This window comes from Streptomyces sp. NPDC058469 (genome assembly GCF_042721125.1).
Classification (GTDB): Bacteria; Actinomycetota; Actinomycetes; order Streptomycetales; family Streptomycetaceae; genus Streptomyces.
In genome coordinates this window covers 43,451-63,340 of sequence record NZ_JBHXME010000044.1, presented here as the reverse complement: position 1 = coordinate 63,340, position 19,890 = coordinate 43,451, and the positions used below count along the sequence as shown (strand labels likewise).

The 19,890-nt window shown below is 68.3% G+C and carries 16 protein-coding genes; 9 read left to right on the top strand and 7 right to left on the bottom strand.

Annotated features, from left to right (window positions below; genetic code table 11):
• The first annotated feature begins 78 nt into the window (after window positions 1-78).
• Window positions 79-1,356, top strand: a complete 1,278-nt coding sequence (locus tag ACFWP5_RS20580; protein WP_384158180.1) for an MFS transporter — start codon at window positions 79-81, stop codon at window positions 1,354-1,356.
• A 464-nt stretch (window positions 1,357-1,820) separates the two neighbouring features.
• On the top strand, window positions 1,821-2,144 hold the full coding sequence (locus ACFWP5_RS20575) for a hypothetical protein (RefSeq protein ID WP_384158169.1): 324 nt from the start codon (window positions 1,821-1,823) through the stop codon (window positions 2,142-2,144).
• A 108-nt stretch (window positions 2,145-2,252) separates the two neighbouring features.
• Here ACFWP5_RS20575 and ACFWP5_RS20570 read toward each other — a convergent pair whose 3' ends face one another.
• The gene (locus ACFWP5_RS20570; protein WP_384158166.1) at window positions 2,253-3,695 is read right to left on the bottom strand and encodes a CCA tRNA nucleotidyltransferase; all 1,443 of its coding nucleotides are present in this window, start codon (window positions 3,693-3,695) and stop codon (window positions 2,253-2,255) included.
• 258 nt (window positions 3,696-3,953) lie between these two features.
• On the opposite strand from ACFWP5_RS20570, the gene ACFWP5_RS20565 reads away from it, so the two are divergent.
• From ACFWP5_RS20565 to trxA, 7 genes are all read left to right on the top strand, one after another.
• Complete coding sequence (locus tag ACFWP5_RS20565) at window positions 3,954-6,353, top strand: DUF6049 family protein (protein ID WP_384158163.1); 2,400 nt, start codon at window positions 3,954-3,956, stop codon at window positions 6,351-6,353.
• 46 nt (window positions 6,354-6,399) lie between these two features.
• Window positions 6,400-8,652, top strand: coding sequence for a murein biosynthesis integral membrane protein MurJ (gene murJ / locus ACFWP5_RS20560; RefSeq protein WP_384158160.1), 2,253 nt, complete (start codon window positions 6,400-6,402; stop codon window positions 8,650-8,652).
• A gap of 118 nt (window positions 8,653-8,770) precedes the next feature.
• Complete coding sequence (locus ACFWP5_RS20555) at window positions 8,771-10,486, top strand: protein kinase family protein (RefSeq protein WP_384158157.1); 1,716 nt, start codon at window positions 8,771-8,773, stop codon at window positions 10,484-10,486.
• A 27-nt stretch (window positions 10,487-10,513) separates the two neighbouring features.
• Window positions 10,514-11,239 (top strand): RNA polymerase sigma factor SigM, encoded by a 726-nt coding sequence (gene sigM, locus ACFWP5_RS20550; RefSeq protein WP_384158154.1) that lies wholly within the window; start codon window positions 10,514-10,516, stop codon window positions 11,237-11,239.
• Complete coding sequence (locus ACFWP5_RS20545; RefSeq protein ID WP_384158151.1) at window positions 11,236-12,201, top strand: anti-sigma factor family protein; 966 nt, start codon at window positions 11,236-11,238, stop codon at window positions 12,199-12,201. Before sigM ends, ACFWP5_RS20545 begins: the two co-directional genes overlap by 4 nt.
• A gap of 172 nt (window positions 12,202-12,373) precedes the next feature.
• Window positions 12,374-13,342 (top strand): thioredoxin-disulfide reductase, encoded by a 969-nt coding sequence (gene trxB / locus ACFWP5_RS20540; RefSeq protein WP_384158148.1) that lies wholly within the window; start codon window positions 12,374-12,376, stop codon window positions 13,340-13,342.
• A 42-nt stretch (window positions 13,343-13,384) separates the two neighbouring features.
• On the top strand, window positions 13,385-13,720 hold the full coding sequence (trxA, locus tag ACFWP5_RS20535) for a thioredoxin (RefSeq protein WP_384158146.1): 336 nt from the start codon (window positions 13,385-13,387) through the stop codon (window positions 13,718-13,720).
• A 69-nt stretch (window positions 13,721-13,789) separates the two neighbouring features.
• Here trxA and ACFWP5_RS20530 read toward each other — a convergent pair whose 3' ends face one another.
• From ACFWP5_RS20530 to yidC, 6 genes are all read right to left on the bottom strand, one after another.
• Complete coding sequence (locus tag ACFWP5_RS20530) at window positions 13,790-14,407, bottom strand: GNAT family N-acetyltransferase (protein ID WP_384158143.1); 618 nt, start codon at window positions 14,405-14,407, stop codon at window positions 13,790-13,792.
• Window positions 14,408-14,733: 326 nt separating this feature from the next.
• Window positions 14,734-15,825 (bottom strand): ParB/RepB/Spo0J family partition protein, encoded by a 1,092-nt coding sequence (locus ACFWP5_RS20525; RefSeq protein ID WP_384158140.1) that lies wholly within the window; start codon window positions 15,823-15,825, stop codon window positions 14,734-14,736.
• The gene (locus ACFWP5_RS20520) at window positions 15,822-16,895 is read right to left on the bottom strand and encodes a ParA family protein (RefSeq protein WP_384158177.1); all 1,074 of its coding nucleotides are present in this window, start codon (window positions 16,893-16,895) and stop codon (window positions 15,822-15,824) included. Before ACFWP5_RS20520 ends, ACFWP5_RS20525 begins: the two co-directional genes overlap by 4 nt.
• Before the next feature lie 319 nt (window positions 16,896-17,214).
• Window positions 17,215-17,931: a 16S rRNA (guanine(527)-N(7))-methyltransferase RsmG gene (gene rsmG, locus ACFWP5_RS20515; protein WP_384158137.1), complete on the bottom strand. Its 717-nt coding sequence runs from the start codon at window positions 17,929-17,931 to the stop codon at window positions 17,215-17,217.
• A gap of 135 nt (window positions 17,932-18,066) precedes the next feature.
• Window positions 18,067-18,579, bottom strand: coding sequence for a protein jag (locus ACFWP5_RS20510; RefSeq protein WP_384158134.1), 513 nt, complete (start codon window positions 18,577-18,579; stop codon window positions 18,067-18,069).
• A gap of 15 nt (window positions 18,580-18,594) precedes the next feature.
• Window positions 18,595-19,890, bottom strand: coding sequence for a membrane protein insertase YidC (yidC, locus tag ACFWP5_RS20505; protein WP_384158131.1), 1,296 nt, complete (start codon window positions 19,888-19,890; stop codon window positions 18,595-18,597).

The following is a 19,890-nucleotide window of genomic DNA, read 5'->3' as shown; positions in this document are numbered from 1 at the left end:
GTCCACGCCCGCGGGCCGGTACAGGTCGGCGTCGACCGTGCAGTCGCGGCCACCCTCGACGTATGTGAGGCTGTGCCCATGGCCGTCGTCCGTGACCTGCGCATCCTCCTGCGCTTCCAGGGCTTCCGGCGCCTGCTCGCCGTACGCCTGCTCTCCCAGGGCGCGGACGGCGTCTACCAGGTCGCACTCGCCGCCTACGTCGTCTTCTCCCCGGAGAAACAGACCTCGGCCGCCGCGATCGCCTCCGCGATGGCGGTCCTGCTCCTCCCGTACTCCCTCATCGGCCCCTTCGCCGGCGTCCTCCTGGACCGCTGGCGCCGCCGCCAGGTCTTCCTCTACGGCAACCTGCTGCGCGCCCTGCTGGCCGCGGCCACGGCCGTCCTGATGCTGAGCCACGTCCCGGACTGGCTCTTCTACGTCTCCGCCCTGTGCGTCACCGCGGTCAACCGCTTCGTCCTCGCGGGCCTGTCCGCCGCACTCCCGCGCGTGGTCGACGACGAACGACTGGTCGTCGCCAACTCCCTTTCCCCCACGGCCGGAACACTGGCGGCGGCACTGGGCGGCGGCCTCGCCTTTCTCGTCCGGCTGCTGGTCGCGGACACCGACGCCGCGGTGGTGCTGCTGGGAGCAGCCCTGTATCTGTGCGCGGCCCTCACGTCGTTGCGCATGGCCCCCGAACTCCTCGGCCCCGACCGCGCGTTGACCCAGCCCCGACTGGCCACGGCACTCGCCGGCACCGCCCGGGACCTGACGGCAGCCGTACGGCATCTCGCCGCCCCACAACGCCGGGAGGCGGTCTGGGCTCTCCTAGCGATGACGCTGATGCGGTTCTGCTACGGCGCCCTGACCGTCCTGCTGCTGATGCTCTGCCGCTACGCCCTGTCGTCGACCCCGGACGGCGGACTGCGCCTGCTGGGGCTGGCGTTGGGGGTGTCCGGCGCCGGCTTCTTCGTAGCGGCCGTGGTGACACCCTGGGCCGCGGGACGCCTCGGCCCCGGCCGCTGGATCGCCGTGTGCGCCGCGGGCGCCGCACTCCTGGAACCGGCCCTCGGCGTCCCGTTCACCACCGCCCCCATGCTGGCGGCGGCCTTCGTCCTGGGCCTGACCACCCAGGGCGCGAAGATCGCCACGGACACGATCGTGCAGTTCTCGGTCGACGACGGCTTCCGCGGCCGGATCTTCTCCGTCTACGACGTGCTGTTCAACGTCGCTTTCGTCGGCGCCGCCGCGATGGCCGCGCTGATGCTTCCCCCTGACGGCCGCTCAGCGGCGCTGGTCCTCACCGTGGCCATCGTCTACGGAGCGGTTGCTGCGACTATGGCCCACTTTGAGCGCCGGAGAGTGTCACATCACTGATACGGAGCCGTTCCGGGCCACAGCGGTGTCAGTGGGGGCAGGTAGCTTACGGGCGTCTTATTTCGCACCATGCCGCACGCCAGACCATGGGTCATGCCGTGCCATGCGTCCACGTTCCAGGGGGGACCCAAGTGACTACTCCGCCGCCTCAGAGCCCGAACCCATACGCCCAGGACCCGCCGCCCTACGGCCAGCCTCAGACTCCGGCTCCGTACCCGCCGCAGGCCCAGGGTCCGGCCCCGTACCCGCCCCAGGCGCAGGGTCCGGCCCCGTACCCGCCCCAGGCGCAGGGTCCGGCCCCGTACCCGCCCCAGGCGCAGGTTCCCTACCCGCCGCAGGCCCAGGCTCCGTACCCGCCGCAGGGCGGCTACCCGCAGCAGCCCGGCCAGCCCGGCTTCCCGCCCCAGGGTGGGGTCCCGTACGCTCCGGTCCCCCCTCAGCCGAAGCGCAAGTTCAGCTTCAAAATGATCCGGCTCGCCGTCGTTATCGTGGTCGCCGCCGGTGCGGCCATCTTCAGCTACATATCGAGTCAGGACGACGCCGATACCGCCAAGGTCGGCGACTGCATGCACCGCGGCAGCACCAGCGACACCGACCCGAAGCTTGAGGTCGTGAAGTGCAGCGACTCGAAGGCCCAGTTCATCGTGCTGGCCAAGATAAGCGGCAACTACTCCCGGACCGAGGCCGACACCAAGTGCGCGGCAGCCGCCAAGGACTTCCAGTACCAGTACACCCAGACCGGCAAGGGCAGCGACTTCCTGCTCTGCCTGAAGGACTACTCGAAGTAAGGCAGACATGGCGAGGGGCGGTGTCTCATGTTTCACGTGAAACACCGCCCCTGATGCCTGCCTGTCCGGGGTCATGTTTCACGTGAAACATGACCCCGTTCCGCGGCCTCAGCCTTCCGAGGCCCACCACTCCTTGAGCGCGGCCACCGCCGCCTCATGCTCCATCGGCCCGTTCTCCAGCCGCAGTTCCAGCAGGAACTTGTAAGCACGGCCGATGGCCGGCCCAGGCGTGACGCCCAGGATCTCCATGATCTGGTTGCCGTCGAGATCGGGTCGGATCGAGTCCAGCTCCTCCTGCTCCTGCAGCTGGGCGATGCGTTCCTCCAGGCCGTCGTACGCACGGGACAGTGCGGCGGCCCTGCGCTTGTTCCGCGTGGTGCAGTCCGAGCGGGTCAGCTTGTGGAGGCGGCCGAGGAGCGGGCCGGCGTCACGGACATAACGGCGGACGGCGGAGTCGGTCCACTCGCCGGTGCCGTAGCCGTGGAAACGCAGGTGGAGTTCGACGAGACGTGAGACGTCCTTCACCAGGTCGTTGGAGTACTTGAGCGCCAGCATGCGCTTCTTGGTCATCTTCGCGCCGACCACCTCGTGGTGGTGGAACGAGACCCGGCCGTCGTTCTCAAAGCGGCGGGTACGCGGCTTGCCGATGTCGTGCAGCAGGGCGGCCAGGCGGAGGGTCAGGTCTGGACCGTTCTCCTCCAGTTCGATCGCCTGCTCCAGAACGATCAGCGTGTGTTCGTAGACGTCCTTGTGCCGGTGGTGCTCGTCGCTCTCCAGGCGGAGGGCAGGAAGCTCGGGCAGGACGTGGTCGGCGAGTCCGGTGTCGACCAGCAGGGCCAGCCCCTTGCGGGGGTGCGCGGAGAGGATCAGCTTGTTCAGCTCGTCCCGCACCCGCTCGGCCGAGACGATCTCGATCCGCCCGGACATCTCCGTCATCGCCGCGACGACCTCAGGAGCGACCTCGAAGTCGAGCTGCGCGGCGAAACGTGCCGCCCGCATCATCCGCAGGGGATCGTCCGAGAAGGACGCCTCGGGAGTGCCCGGGGTACGCAGCACCCTGGCCGCGAGGTCGTCGAGCCCGCCGTGCGGGTCGATGAACTCCTTCTCCGGGAGCGCGACAGCCATGGCGTTCACCGTGAAGTCGCGCCGGACGAGGTCCTCCTCGATGGAGTCGCCGTACGACACCTCGGGCTTGCGCGAGGTCCGGTCGTACGCCTCCGACCGATAGGTGGTCACCTCAATCTGATAGCCGTCCTTCTGCGCCCCTACGGTGCCAAAGGCGATCCCGACCTCCCACACGGCGTCCGCCCACGGCCGGACGATCTTCAATACGTCCTCGGGGCGTGCATCCGTCGTGAAGTCCAGGTCGTTGCCGAGCCGCTCGAGCAGCGCGTCCCGGACCGACCCGCCGACCAGAGCGAGAGAGAACCCGGCCTCCTGGAAACGGCGGGCGAGGTCGTCGGCGACGGGAGCCACCCGCAGCAGCTCGCTCACCGCGCGGTGCTGCACCTGGCTCAGGGCACTGGGGTTGTCTTCGTTGGCGTTCGGCACAACAGAAAAGGGTACGTGGCCCGGGCCACCGCGAGCGCCTCCATTAAATGTGCACGGACACCTCCCCTGATACCAGCGCAAGCGCAGCCCTTGCGACGTACACGATTGCTCCCCTTTATACGGGCACATACAGGACGGTTCGCCGTTGTTCTCCGATCTTGTGGAGCAGTCCGCGGCACTTCCCCTCAGCGCGCATCGTTACCATGCGTGGACGCACATTGCGACGACCACTGACGATGACGAGGGACGGGCGAGCGCGTGGCCGAGGCGGCAGACTTCCAGGGGACGAGTCCCTCACCTGCCCGCCGGTGGCTGCGGCGCACCGGCGCACTGCTCGCCGGGGCGCCTCTGCTGGCCGGCCTCCTCCAGCTGTCCGCCGCCGCGCCCGCAAACGCGGCCGAGCAGACGTCCGCTCAGGCCGCCTCCGGCTCGCAGACGGTGTCCATCTCCGTGGACACGCTCAGCCCGAGCATCCCCACGGACGGGGACACACTGACCGTCTCCGGGACGGTGACCAACAACGGCAAGCAGGCGGTCACCAACGCCCATGTGGGCCTGCGCCTGGGACAGGCCCTGAGCACCCGCTCGGCGATCGACAGCGTCGCCAAGCGCACCGACTACGTCCAGGGAGTCGACGGCTCGGAGGTCGGCGACAAGTACACCGAGCAGTTCTCCAAGCTCACTCCGGGCGTCGCCGAGCCCTTCACCCTCTCCGTACCGGTCGACAAGCTGGACCTTGGTGACGACGGCGTCTACCCGCTCGGTGTCTCGCTCTCCGGCCAGACCTCCGCCCAGCCGTGGGAGCAGGTGCTGGGCATCCAGCGGACGTTCCTGCCGTGGCAGCCCAACGAGGCGGACACGAAGACGAAGACGACCTATCTGTGGCCGCTCGTCTCCGGCGTCCACATGACGGCGCAGACGGGTTCCAACGAGCAGCAGACCCCGGTCTTCCTCAACGACGACCTCGCCAAGGAGATCGCCCCGGGCGGACGCCTCGACCAGATGCTGTCGCTCGGCAAGGATCTCGACGTCACCTGGGTGATCGACCCGGACCTACTGGCGTCCGTCGACGCGATGACCCGCAGCTACAAGATCCAGGGGGACGGCGCCACCACGACGACGGGCACCCACCAGGCCGTCGCCAAGGCGTGGCTCGCCGAGCTGCAGTCGGCGGTCGCGGACAAGGAGGTCGTCGCCCTCCCCTTCGCCGACCCGGACCTGGCGTCCCTCGCCCACAACGGCACCAGCGTCACCGGCTCGCTGAGCCACCTCAAGGACGCCACGGACGTCGCCGCGAGCACCGTGGAGACGGTGCTCCACGTGACCCCGACCACGGACTTCGCGTGGCCGGTGAACGGCGCCGTGGACCCGTCGATCATCAAGGTCGCCACGTCGGCCGGCGCCGACAAGGTGATCGCCCGCAGCGACAGCCTCCAGGAGACCGGCGGTCTGTCGTACACGCCCTCCGCCGCCCGCCCCATCGGCGGCGGTACGACGGCGGTGGTCGCGGACGCACGGCTCTCGACGGCGTTCGAGGGTGACCTGCCGAAGGCCGGGGCCGCGACACTCGCCGAGCAGCGGTTCCTCGCCCAGAGCCTGGCGCTCGACCTGCAGACGGACAAGCAGCGCAGCGTCGTCGTCGCCCCGCAGCGCATGCCGACCGGGAGCCAGGCCCAGACGATGGCCGAGGCGCTGACGACCCTCCAGGGCAGCACTTGGACCGAGTCGCAGGATCTCGCGGCGGCCGCCAAGGCCAAGCCCGACCCCAGCGCCACCACGAAGATCCCGTCGTCCTCCTCGTACCCCTCCTCACTGCGCAAGCAGGAGTTGCCGAAGTCGGCCTTCGAGCAGATCGCGAACACCCAGGACAAACTCGACAACTTCCGGGTGATCCTCACCGACGAGTCCCGGGTCGTGACCCCGTTCGGGCGGGCCATGAACCGTGAGATGTCCACGTCGTGGCGCGGGCAGGCGGGCGAGGCGGCGAACTTCCGCCAGAGCGTGCTCAATTACCTCGAAGACCTCACCAACCAGGTGAAACTGATCGACAAGTCCGAGACCAAGCTCTCGGGCCGCAGCGCCACGATCCCCGTGACCGTGCAGAACAACCTGGTGCAGGGCGTCGAACACCTGGTCCTGCGCCTCACCTCGACGAGCCCCACGCGACTGAAGATCGGCGGCAAGGCCTACACGGAGCAAAGGGTCACGGTCAACGGCGGGCACAGCCAGTCCGTGAAGTTCACCACGTCGGCCAACGCCAACGGCAAGGTGACCGTGATCGCGCAGCTGTACACGGAGGACGGCCAGGAGTACGGGCAGGCCGTCAGCTTCGACGTGAAGGTCACCGAGGTCACGGCCACGGTCATGCTGGTCATCGGCGGCGGTGTCCTGCTGCTCGTCCTCGCCGGCTTCCGGATGTACACCCACCGCAAGCGCGCCGTCGCCCGCCAGGCCGAGGAGGGTCCCGACGGCCCCGACGACGAGGCGGCCGAGGAACCCGACGGCCCGGAGAACCCCGAGGGCCCCCAGGACCGTCTCCAGGAGGAGTCCGGGACTCCGTCCCGGGCAGACGACCCGGAGCACCCGAGTGACCCGACACCGGACACCGCACCGGAAAGCGCCGACCCGTCCGGCACGGGTGAGAGAGTGGACCGTTGAGCGATGTCGTGGCCGGTGGGCCCGGGGACGATGAGGTGGGGTAACCATGAACGCGCCGTACGACGGTGACCGCGGTCAGGGCGCGGGCGGCTCGGGCTACCCCGAGGGTCCGCCGCCCGAAAACGGCCAGGTGCCGCCGCAGCCCCCCGCGGACATGTACCTCCAGGACGCCTACGACCAGGACCCCTACCGGGCGCAGGACCTCTCCGCCCAGGACCCGGTCGCCGAGGCGCTCTACGACCGCGCCGCCCACCCCCCGCCCCCTCCGGGCACCTACCAGCCTCAGCCCCCGCTCTACGCGCAGCCGCCCCAGTCCCCGTACGCCCCCGACCCCCGCGTGTGGGCGCAGACCCCGGCACCCGAACCGGAGGGCCCGACCCAGTACCTGCCGTACGGCGACGACGCCCGGACGACCCAGTTCGTGGGCGTGGACGACCTGGTGACCGGGGCCGGTGAGGAGTACCACGAGCCGGACGCCTTCGCTCATCTCTTCCGGGACCAGGGCCAGGGCGGCGGACGTCCGTCGACGGAGCCCCCGTCGGTCCCCGGCCCGTCCCCGGCACCGCCCTCGGGCCAGGCGCCCACCGCGCCGTCCCCGGCCCCGATGTCCGACGCCACGATGCAGCTCACCCCGACGGCACCGGCGCCCGCGGCCGCTGCAAAGAAGGGCGGGAAGGCCACCGGTCTGCTGAAGTCGAGCGCCGTGATGGCGGCGGGCACGATGGTCTCCCGCCTGACCGGCTTCGTCCGCTCCGCGCTGATCGTCTCGGCACTGGGAGTCGGCATGCTCGGCGACACCTTCCAGGTCGCCTACCAGTTGCCGACGATGATCTACATCCTGACCGTTGGCGGTGGCCTCAACTCCGTCTTCGTGCCGCAGCTCGTGCGTGCCATGAAGGAGGACGACGACGGCGGTGAGGCGTTCGCCAACCGGCTGCTGACCCTCGTCATGGTGGCGTTGGGCGCGCTCACCGCGCTCGCGGTCTTCGCGGCGCCCCTCCTGATCCGTCTGTTGTCCGACTCGGTGGCCAACGACCCGGCCGCCAACGAGGTGGGCGTCACCTTCGTCCGCTACTTCCTGCCCTCGATCTTCTTCATGGGCGTCCACGTCGTGATGGGCCAGATCCTGAACGCGCGCGGCAAGTTCGGCGCGATGATGTGGACCCCGGTCCTCAACAACATCGTCATCATCGTGACGCTCGGCATGTTCATCTGGGTGTACGGCACCTCCGCGAACTCCGGCATGAAGGTCACGAACATCCCGCCGGAGGGCCAACGGCTGCTCGGCATCGGCGTGCTGCTCGGCCTGGTCGTCCAGGCGCTCGCGATGATCCCGTACCTGCGGGAGACCGGATTCCGGCTGCGGTTGCGCTTCGACTGGCGCGGCCACGGTCTCGGCAAGGCAGCGACGCTCGCCAAGTGGACCGTCCTCTTCGTCCTCGCCAACCAGGCGGGCGCGATCGTCGTGTCCCAACTGTCCACCGCCGCGGGCAAGTCGTCGCCCGTCGACGGCACCGGCTTCGCCGCCTACGCCAACGCGCAGCTCATCTGGGGCCTGCCACAGGCGATCATCACCGTCTCCCTGATGGCCGCGCTGCTGCCGCGCATCTCGCGTTCGGCGGCGGAGGGCGACGGAGGTGCCGTCCGCGACGACATCTCCCAGGGGCTGCGCACGACCGCCGTGGCGATCGTGCCGATCGCCTTCGGCCTCCTCTCGCTCGGCATCCCGATGTGTACCCTGATCTTCGGCTCCTCGGGGACCAGCGAGGCCACCAACATGGGCTTCATGCTGATGGCCTTCGCCCTCGGCCTGATCCCGTACTCGGTGCAGTACGTCGTCCTGCGCGCCTTCTACGCGTACGAGGACACCCGAACTCCCTTCTACAACACGGTCATCGTGGCCGCCGTCAACGCCGGCGCCTCAGTGACCTGCTACTTCGTCCTCCCGGCCCGCTGGGCCGTGGTCGGCATGGCGGCCTCGTACGGCCTCGCGTACGCGACCGGTGTCGGCGTCGCCTGGAACCGGCTGCGCAAGCGGCTGAACGGCGACCTGGACGGCGCGCGCGTGCTGCGGACGTACGCTCGGCTCAGCATCGCCTCCGTGCCGGCCGCACTGCTCAGTGGTGCGGCTTGTTACGGGATCGGTCATACGCTCGGCCAGGGGGTCGTCGGCTCGTTCGCCGCCCTTCTGGTGGGCGGTGCCGTACTGCTCGGAACCTTCTACGTCGCGGCCCGCCGCATGCGCATCGAGGAGCTCAACTCCCTCGTGGGCATGGTGCGCGGGCGCTTGGGGCGTTGAGGCGGGGGCATACGCACAACCATCGTCTGCCGCTGTGTGTCGTGCATAGCGCCAGACTGTGGGCACAATTGGTTTCGGCGTCGGACAGCGTGCAACGGATGGGGAGGCAGGAGCGACGGTGGCGGAACGGAGCACGGCTGCCGTCGACGTGGCAGACAACAGCGGCGACGAGCCGCTGACCGCCAAGGCGGACCAGTCCACGGCCGACGGGGTGGCCCAGAACCCGGAGCGGGACACGGAGAGCGACAAGGCACAGGGGAGCGGCGGGATCGAGGAAACCGAGAAGGCCTCGCCTCCCGAACTGCACAGCGGTCACAAGCTCGCCAGACGCTATCGCCTCGAAGAGTGCGTCACCCGTCTGGACGGCTTCAGCAGTTGGCGCGCGGTGGACGAGAAACTCCGCCGTGCCGTCGGCGTCCACATCCTGCCCGCAGACCACGCGAGGGCCCGTTCCGTGCTGGCCGCGGCCCGTTCCTCGGCGCTGCTGGGCGATCCCCGCTTCGTCCAGGTCCTGGACGCGGTGGAGGAGAACGACCTCGTCTACGTCGTGCACGAATGGCTGCCCGACGCCACAGAACTGACGGCGCTTCTGGCCCCCGGCCCGCTGGAGGTGCACGACGCCTACCAGATGGTCAGTCAGATCGCCTCGGCCATGGCCGCCGCGCACCGCGAGGGCCTCGCCCATCTGCGCCTGAACCCGAACGCGGTGCTGCGCACCTCGTCCGGCCAGTGGCGCATCCGCGGTCTGGCCGTCAACGCCTCTCTGCGCGGCATCAGTTCGGACACCCCGCAGCGCACGGACACGGAGGCGATCGGCGCCCTGCTGTACGCGGCGCTCACCCAGCGCTGGCCGTACGAGGACGACGCCTACGGCCTGTCCGGGCTGCCCAAGGGCGTCGGTCTCATCGCCCCCGACCAGGTGCGCGCGGGTGTCCACCGCGGTCTGTCGGAGCTCGCCATGCGCGCGCTCGCCAACGACGGTGCCACGGCGTCGCGGCACGAGTCGGCGTGCACCACGCCGGAGGAGCTGGTGAAGGCGATCGGTGAGATGCCCCGCATCCGCCCGCCGGAGCCCGCGTTCACCGCACCGCCCGAGTACCAGCGCACGACGTACCAACAGGGCACGTACGGCCGCCCGTCGCCGCATCCCGGTGCCACCCAGGCCGTGCAGACCCCACCGCCCCCGCTGCAGAGCCGCACCGGCAAGGCCCTCAAGTGGGCCGTGTCCGCGCTGCTGATCGCCGCGCTGGGCCTGGGCAGCTGGCAGCTCGCGGACGCGCTCATGGACCAGGGCAACAAGTCCGAGGACACGAAGCAGACGCAGACCACGGACGGGAACGACAAGAGCGGCGACAAGACCAAGCCGGTCAAGACGCTCGCGATCCAGGGCGCCAAGGAGTTCGTGGCGAAGGGCGACGCCCAGCATCCGGGCGACGTCGACAAGACCTACGACGGCAACACGTCGACGTACTGGCGGACCTCCAGCTTCATAGGGGGCCCGGTGCTCGCGCCGTACAAGCCGGGCGTGGGCATCGTCTACGACCTCGGTTCTGTCCAGGACGTCTCCACAGCGGCCATAGGGCTCTACTACAGCGGCGATCACACCACGGTGAAGCTCTACGCCACCGACTCGCTGTCGCCCTCCTCGCTGGACTCCATGACGCAGATGGGCACCGTCACGACGACCGGGACCAGCGCCACGGTGAAGGTCACCAAGCAGGTGAAGAGCCGGTACGTTCTTGTCTGGCTCACCGCTCTGCCGCACGCTGACAGCGACCAGTACAGCGACGCCGGCTACAAGCAGGCCATCACCGACGTGAAGTTCACGGGCTGACGTCTCACTGGGGGGGGAGGGGGTCCGATGGCGGAAGGCGCCGGATACGACGGAACGAGCGATCAGGATCTGCTCGCCCGCCATGTTGAAGGTGACCCGGACGCCTTCGGTGAGCTCGTACGCCGACACCGGGACCGGCTCTGGGCCGTGGCCCTACGCACGCTGGGAGACCGCGAGGAGGCCGCTGACGCGGTCCAGGACGCCCTCGTCTCCGCCTACCGGGCCGCCCACACCTTCCGCGGCCAGTCGGCCGTCACGACCTGGCTGCACCGGATCACGGTGAACGCCTGTCTGGACCGCGCCCGTAAAGCGGCCTCCAGGAAGACGTCCCTGGTCGACGACACCGAGCGCCTGGAACAGCTCCTGGAACCGCACGAGTCGGCCTCGGCTCCCGCGGAACGCAACGACCTTCACCGCCAATTGCTGGAAGCCCTGGGCACTCTCCCGCCCGACCAGCGCGCCGCCCTTGTCCTGGTGGACATGCAGGGCTACCCCGTCGCAGAGGCCGCCCGCATCCTCGATGTGCCGACCGGCACGGTGAAGAGCCGCTGCGCCCGAGGAAGAGCCAGACTGCTGCCGCTGCTCACCCATCTACGGCCGGAAAGAGCCGGTGACAGCAAGGAACCGGACGCAGGACGGAACCGGGCGCAGGGGACATCCGTCCCACCGGCAGCGGGACCCCGCGACGCGGGTCCCAAGGATGCAGGGCCGAGCGATTCAGCTGCTGTGAAGGGCGGAGGTGGGCGAGCGTGACATCCACGACGGACACGACCGGGCACCCGGACGTCGCGGAGATCTCCGACCTCTCCGAAGGCCTTCTCCCGCCGTCCAGGACAGCCGAGGTACGACGGCATCTGGACGAGTGTGAACTCTGCGCTGACGTCCATGACTCGCTGGAGGAGATCCAGGGTCTGCTGGGCACCATGCCCGGCCCACCTCGCATGCCCGCCGAGGTCGCGGGGCGTATTGACGCAGCCCTCGCCGCGGAGGCCCTGCTGGGCTCCACCGCCCCCGAGTCCCTGGCCGCGCCGACCCTGGTGAGCGCGTCCCGAGCCACGTCGGACGAGGACGGCGAGCACACCGAGGCTCATGTTTCACGTGAAACATCGCCTACGGCGGACCGCCCGTCAGGACACGCACACGCGGCGACCGGTCCCGGACGCAACAAGGAACGCAAGGACCGGAATCGCGGCGGACGTCGCGGGAGGATCGTCCTGGGAGCCGTGTTCACCGCGGCCGTCCTGGGAGCCGGCTCTCTGTTCATCCAGTCGCTGGGCGACCACACGTCGTCCGACACGGCTCAGGGGAACTCGACCAGCTCTGCGGACACCTTCTCCAAGGGGAAGCTCGAGAACGAAGTCTCGGATCTCCTCTCCACCAAGACGTCCACGAGTCAGGGCGCCAACAGTGAGAAGCCCTGGAACGCTGCGTCCGACCCTGGCGGCGCGGAGTCTTCCATCAAGACTCCCAAAACCCTGATCGAACCGTCCGGCTCCATCCCGGACTGCATCCGGCAGGGCGTCGACCGTGGCAACACAGATGTCCTCGGTTTCAAGAAGGGCACCTACAACGGGACCGCCGCCTATCTCGTGGTGCTGCCCGACGCTTCCGACAACAGCCGGGTCACGGCCTACGTCGTCGACGCGGCCTGTGTGAGCCGCCAGACATCCACTCCTGGCAAGGTCCTTCTGACACGGTCGTTCCCGCATTCCTGACTCCGGACGTCTCCTCTTGATCCGCCGTGGCGATTTCCTGCCGCGTGCTGTCTCCGTGTGCCCGGACACAGCGGGAATGCGGGCCCCGTAGGATCCGTTGGGTGGTGTGGAGGCTCCGGCAGGGGGCTCCCACCGGTCGTACTGACGCAGTCCAGAGACGAGGAACCAAGCCGTGAGCGACGTCCGAAACGTGATCATCATCGGCTCCGGGCCCGCCGGCTACACGGCGGCGCTCTACACCGCGCGCGCGTCGCTGAAGCCGCTGGTGTTCGAGGGTGCCGTCACCGCCGGTGGCGCGCTGATGAACACCACCGAGGTCGAGAACTTCCCGGGCTTCCAGGACGGCATCATGGGCCCCGAGCTCATGGACAACATGCGTGCCCAGGCCGAGCGCTTCGGCGCCGAACTGATCCCGGACGACGTGGTCTCCGTCGACCTGACCGGTGAGATCAAGACCGTCACGGACACCTCGGGCACCGTGCACCAGGCGAAGGCCGTCATCGTCACCACCGGCTCGCAGCATCGCAAGCTGGGCCTGCCGAACGAGGACGCGCTCTCCGGCCGGGGTGTCTCCTGGTGTGCCACCTGTGACGGGTTCTTCTTCAAGGACCAGGACATCGCCGTCATCGGTGGTGGCGACACGGCGATGGAGGAGGCGACCTTCCTCTCCCGCTTCGCCAAGTCCGTGACGATCGTCCACCGCCGGGACAGCCTGCGCGCCTCCAAGGCGATGCAGGAACGCGCCTTCGCCGACCCGAAGATCAAGTTCGTCTGGGACAGCGAGATCGCCGAGATCGAGGGCGACCCCAAGCTCGCCGGCCTCAAGCTGCGCAACCTGAAGACCGGGGAACTCTCGGACCTGGCGGTGACGGGCCTGTTCATCGCGATCGGCCACGACCCCCGCACGGAGCTCTTCAAGGGCCAGCTGGACCTGGACGGGGAGGGCTACCTGAAGGTCGAGGCGCCCTCGACCCGCACCAACCTGACCGGTGTCTTCGGCGCCGGTGACGTCGTCGACCACACCTACCGCCAGGCGATCACCGCTGCCGGTACCGGCTGCTCCGCCGCCTTGGACGCCGAACGCTTCCTCGCCGCTCTCGCGGACGAGGAGAAGGCGGAGCCCGCGAAGACCACCGTCTGACCCCCATCCTCCCCACCGCACGATCAAGTTAAGGAGCCCGCCGTGGCCGGCACTCTGAAGAATGTGACCGACGCTTCCTTCGACGAGGACGTCCTCAAGAGCGACAAGCCCGTCCTGGTGGACTTCTGGGCTTCCTGGTGCGGCCCGTGCCGCCAGATCGCTCCGTCCCTCGAAGCCATCGCCGCCGAGCACGGTGACCAGATCGAGATCGTCAAGCTCAACATCGACGAGAACCCGGCGACGGCCGCCAGGTACGGCGTCATGTCCATCCCGACCCTGAACGTCTACCAGGGTGGCGAGGTCGCCAAGACCATCGTCGGTGCCAAGCCGAAGGCCGCGATCCTTCGCGACCTGGACGAGTTCATCGCCGGCAAGTGATGTTTCACGTGAAACCGTGTTTCACGTGAAACACGAATGGGCCGACTCCCCGGAGTCGGCCCATTCGCTTTAGAGCGGTCGAAGCGCTGGTTCCTTCTGTACGGCCCCCAGCAGGCGGTCGAGCGCCATCTCCACGTCTTCCTTCCAGGAGAGCGTCGTGCGCAGCTCCAGCCGCAACCTCGGATAGGTGGGGTGCTGGCGGACCGTCTTGAAGCCCACGGAGAGCAGATGGTCGGCAGGCAGGACGCAGGCGGCCTCTTTCGAGCGGGCATCGCCGAAGGCCTCGATCGCCTTGAAGCCCCGCCGCAGCAGATCCTTGGCGACCGTCTGAACCATGACCCGGCCCAGTCCCTGCCCCTGGTACCCCGGCATGATGAACGACGTCATCAGCTGCACGGCGTCCGGTGAGACAGGGCTCGTGGGAAACGCCGTCGAGCGGGGGACATAGGCGGGGGGCGCGTAGAGGACGAAGCCCACCGGCACGTCATCGACGTAGACGACCCGCCCGCAGGAACCCCAGTCCAGCAGGACGGCGGAGATCCAGGCTTCCTTCTCCAGGGCCGCCGTGCCCGCCTTTACCGCGGCTTGTCCGCTGACGGGGTCCAACTCCCAGAAGACGCACGACCGACAGCGCTTGGGGATGTCCGGGAGGTTGTCCAGCGTGAGCGGTACGAGCCGACGCCCCATGAAGGCTGATCCTCGCTTCCTTCGCCCGCGGCGCCGCGGGCTGCTGTCAGAGCGCTGCGTTCCCTGAGCAGACTGCCGACGAACCCGCCGACCGCCCCCAGGCCCAGACCCGCGCTCACCAGTCCGGTGCGGCTCACCGTTCGCATGCCCCCGCCTCCCCTAAGAGGTGCTGCCAGGTGGATGCGCCATACCCGAGCGCATCGTATCGATGATGCGATTGCGTCGATACTGCCAGAAAGCAAAGAGCGGGCCGCGTTCCGGTACACACCGGACACGGCCCGCTCTGCTGGTAGGACGGACAGAACCCATGCCGTCGGCAAAACGGCTCAGGCCTCGTCCTCCGACTCGTCGTCCAGCAAGCTCCGCTGGAGGACCGGGCCCTCGCCCGGAGCCAGCGAACCGAGGATCCGCTCAAGGTCCTCCATCGAGGCGAACTCGACAGTGATCTTGCCCTTCTTCTGGCCCAGGTCGACCTTCACCCGGGTCTCGAAGCGATCCGAGAGACGCGTGGCGAGATCGGACAGCGCCGGGGAGACCAGGGCGCCGGCTCGCGGTCCCTTGGCACGCTGAGCCGTCTGGGGCCGCGAACCCATCAGGGTCACGATCTCCTCGACGGCCCGCACCGAGAGCCCCTCGGCCACGATCCGGTGGGCCAGCCGGTCCTGCTCCTCCGAATCGTCGACGGAGAGCAGCGCCCGGGCGTGACCGGCGGAGAGGACTCCGGCGGCGACACGGCGCTGGACCGACGGCGAGAGCTTCAGCAGACGCAGGGTGTTGGAGACCTGCGGACGCGAACGACCGATGCGGTCCGCCAACTGATCGTGCGTGCAGTTGAAGTCCTTGAGCAACTGGTCGTAGGCAGCCGCCTCTTCGAGCGGGTTCAGCTGGGCGCGGTGCAGGTTCTCCAGGAGGGCGTCCAGGAGAAGCTTCTCGTCGTCCGTGGCCCGCACGATCGCCGGGATCGCCTCCAGGCCCGCCTCACGGCAGGCCCGCCAGCGCCGCTCGCCCATGATGAGCTCGTAGCGCGTCGGTGCGATCTGTCGTACGACGACGGGCTGGAGGAGGCCGACCTCCTTGATGGAGGTGACGAGTTCCTGCAGCGCGTCCTCGTCGAAGACCTCACGCGGCTGACGCGAGTTCGGCGTGATGTCGTCGAGGGGCAGCTCGGCGAAGTAGGCACCGACGGGAGACGCAGGCGTCTCCAGGGTGCCGTACGGCGAAAGGTCCTCTGTGTCGTAGCTGACCTGGGGCAGCGTGGTGACCTTTGCCGCGGCCACCCCTCGGTCGCCGGTGATGACCGGAACAGCCGTCGGGGACGCGGAACCCATCGCGGCCGGAGCCACCGTCTTCTCCCCGGTCGGGGCTGCGGGGATCAGTGCGCCGAGCCCACGGCCCAAACCCCTCCGTCGCTCACTCACTGGATGCCCTCCACCATGCTCTGGTCGCTCTGAGCGCCGATGTGCGCATGCGGTGCGTCGTAGCTGACGCCCACACCCTTCAGCGCGATTTCCCTTGCTGCCTCAAAGTAGGAGAGGGCACCGCTCGATCCGGGATCGTAGGTCAGTACCGTCTGCCCATAACTCGGTGCCTCGGAGATACGGACCGAGCGGGGAATGCTCGTCCGCAGCACCTCGTCGCCGAAGTGACTGCGCACCTCGTCCGCGACCTGGGACGCGAGACGCGTCCGGCCGTCGTACATGGTGAGCAGGATGGTCGACACATGCAGGTTGGGGTTGAGGTGCCCCCGTACCAGGTCGACGTTGCGGATCAACTGTCCGAGGCCCTCCAGCGCGTAGTACTCGCACTGGATCGGGATGAGAACCTCCGCACCGGCGACCAACGCGTTGACCGTCAGCAGGCCGAGCGAGGGCGGACAGTCGATGAGGATGTAGTCCAGCGGCTGCTCGTAGGCCTGGATCGCCCGCTGCAGTCTGCTTTCCCGCGCCACCAGGGACACCAGCTCGATCTCCGCACCGGCGAGATCGATCGTGGCAGGGGCGCAGAAGAGACCCTCGACATCGGGAACCGGCTGCACGACCTCGGAGAGAGGTCTGCTGTCGACCAACACGTCATAGATGGAAGGAACTTCCGCGTGGTGATCGATCCCCAGTGCTGTGGACGCATTGCCCTGCGGGTCGAGGTCGACCACCAGAACACGGGCACCGTGCAGTGCCAGCGAAGCGGCAAGATTGACGGTCGTCGTCGTCTTGCCCACCCCGCCCTTCTGGTTGGCGACGACCATGATGCGGGTCTGCTCAGGACGCGGCAGGCCCTCGCCGGCACGACCTAGAGCTTCCACCGCCAGTTGGGCAGCACGACCGATGGGAGTGTCGTCCATAGGGGGCGGTGTTTCACGTGAAACATCCTCCCCCATCGACTCGGTACGGGGACCGGGGACCGGATCGGTCATCGGTCCCGCGATGTTGGCGTCGGACCGCAAGGATTCACTCTCCTCGACTTCAGGCTCGCAATGAACAGAGCCTCCCATGTCTTCAGGGTCGTGAACCAGTGAGGCCTGGTGTTCTGTGGAGAATTCCACCTCTGTGGACAACTCCGTACCCTCTCCGAGTGATCCGAGAGGCTTCCGGTCGCGGGATTCGGCCGCGGCGCGTCCGCGACTGATGATGCCGTGCAGCAGTGAGCGACGTTTCACGTGAAACACGATGCACAGCAGCCGAGGCCGAACTGTCGCGACACTCCGGCATGCGTACGTTTGGCAGCTTGTGTGGAGTAAGTTTCGTCGTCAGGACGGATCAGCGACGTACCTCAAGCGCTGAGACCGACCCGCCTCAGGCGCTGAGACATCGTCAGCGACGCCGACGTGTACGGCCCGTACGAGCCGCCTTGGCCCGCTTCGCCGCGAAACGAACCCCGCCGGGGCTCTCTCCGACCTCGACACGCACCACCGTGGACAACGGATCGACGATGCCTTCGCCGACGTGCAGGATCGACGTCTCCACGGCTCCGAGCTTGCTGAGTACGGTCGCCGCACTCTTGAGCTCTTCCTCGGCCGTGTCCCCCTTGAGGGCGAGCATTTCGCCGTACGGACGCAGCAGCGGGATGCCCCAGGTGGCCAGTCGCTCCAGCGGAGCCACGGCCCGGGCCGTCACCACATGGACCGGCTGCAGTGTGCCCATGACCTCCTCGGCGCGCCCCCGCACGACGGTGACGTGGTCGAGGCCCAGGAGCTCGACGACCTCGGTGAGGAAGTTCGTACGGCGGAGCAGCGGTTCAAGCAGGGTGATCTTGATGTCCTCGCGGACCAGGGCCAGGGGAATGCCCGGGAGGCCGGCGCCGGAGCCGACGTCGCACACCGTCACTCCGTCCGGCACGACCTCCGAGAGGACCGCGCAGTTCAGCAGGTGCCGTTCCCACAGGCGGGGCACCTCACGTGGGCCGATCAGGCCGCGCTGCACACCCGCGTCGGCGAGCAGCTCGGCGTATCGGACCGCATCCTCGAAGCGATCGCCGAACACCTCGCGCGCCTGCTCGGGCGCGGGGGGAAGCTCCGCTGCCTCCGTCACGGGGGACCGTCCTTCCGTACCGCAAAAGCGCATTGGGCGCTGACCACCAGGACCACCAGAACTACAGGACTATCAGGCTGACAAAGTTCGGCCCCGTCTGCTCAACAGACGGGGCCGGTGGAACGTAGGGACCGATCAGGCGGGAAGCACGACGACGAAGCGCTGCGGCTCCTCGCCCTCCGACTCGCTGCGCAGTCCCGCGGCCTTGACCGCGTCGTGCACGACCTTGCGCTCGAACGGGGTCATCGCGTTCAGCTTCACCGGCTCGCCGGTGTTCTTCACGTCGGCCGCGGTCTTGGCGCCCAGCTCGGAGAGCTCGGCGCGCTTCTTGGCCCGGTAGCCCGCGATGTCCAGCATCAGCCGGCTGCGGTCCCCGGTCTCCCGGTGCACGGCCAGCCGGGTGAGCTCCTGGAGTGCCTCCAGCACCTCCCCGTCGCGGCCGACGAGCTTCTGGATGTCGCGGCCGCTGCTGTCGCTGATGATCGAGACAGCGGCGCGGTCGGCCTCGACATCCATGTCGATGTCGCCGTCGAGATCGGCGATGTCCAGCAGACCCTCGAGGTAGTCCGCCGCGATCTCGCCCTCCTGCTCCAGGCGGGACAGGGTGTCTGCACCCTCGGCAGCAGCGGAGGTGGTGCCTTCCGTCACGGGATGGACTCCTTCTTACTTCTTGGACGGGGACTTGGGCCGCTGCGGACCCTTGCGCTGTCCGGACTGGGCCTTGCTGCGGGTACCGCCGGCCGGCTTCGGGGCGGGCTTCTTCGCGGCGGTGGCGGGCTTGGCGTCCTCGGGCTCGTCCGACTTGGTCAGCGAGGTCTTCGGCTCGTCGGCGTCGCCCGCGTCCTCAGCACTGTCGTCGGCCGCCTTCGCGGCAGCGGACTGGCGCTGGGCCTTGGTCTGCCGCTTGGGCTGCTGACGCCTGGGAGTGGCCGTGGTCGGCGTACCGTCCTCGGACTCCACAGCCGTGCTCTCACCCTTCGCCACATTGCCGTCCGGCTGGGCCACGAGGCCCACCTTGGTGAGGCTGTTGATGAACTTGCGCTCGAACTCGTTGCGGTCACGGCCCTTGGAGACGATCGCCTTGACGATGGCCTTCTCACCCCGGCTGCGGGTCTTCTCGTGGTGCGTGACGTGCTTGGTCAGGCGCTCCAGGTAAGCGGCCTGGGCCTTGGAACCCGGGGTCGGGTTGTTGTGGATGACGTACATCTGCTGGCCCATGGTCCACACGTTGGTGGTCAGCCAGTAGACGAGGACACCGACGGGGAAGTTGATGCCGAAGATGGCGAACATGACCGGGAAGACGTACATCAGCATCTTCTGCTGCTGCATGAACGGTGTCTTCACCGTGGTGTCGACGTTCTTCGTCATCAGCTGGCGCTGCGTGTAGAACTGCGACGCCGACATCATCACGATCATGATCGCGGTGACGACCCGGACGTCGGTCAGCGTGGCACCGAGCGCCTCGACCTTGCTGCTGCCGTCCGTGAACTTCGCGGCCAGCGGGGCACCGAAGATGTGCGCCTTACGCGCGCTGGCGAGCAGCGAGTCGTTGATGACGCCGATCGTCGAGCCCGTCGCGATGCCGTTGAGCACGTGGTACAGCGCGAAGAAGAACGGGGACTGCGCCAGGATGGGAAGGCACGAGGAGAGCGGGTTGGTACCCGACTCCTTGTACAGCTTCATCATCTCTTCGGACTGACGCTGCTTGTCGTTCTTGTAGCGTTCCTGGATCTTCTTCATCTCGGGCTGCAGGGTCTGCATGGCCCGGGTCGCCTTGATCTGCTTCACGAAGAGCGGGATCAGACAGATGCGGATCAGGATCACCAGGGACACGATGGACAGGCCCCAGGCCCAGCCCGTGTCGGGACCGAAAACCTTCCCGTACACCGAGTGGAACTGGACGATGACCCAAGAAACGGGTGTCGTGATGAAGCTGAAAAGACTGGCAATCGTGTCCAC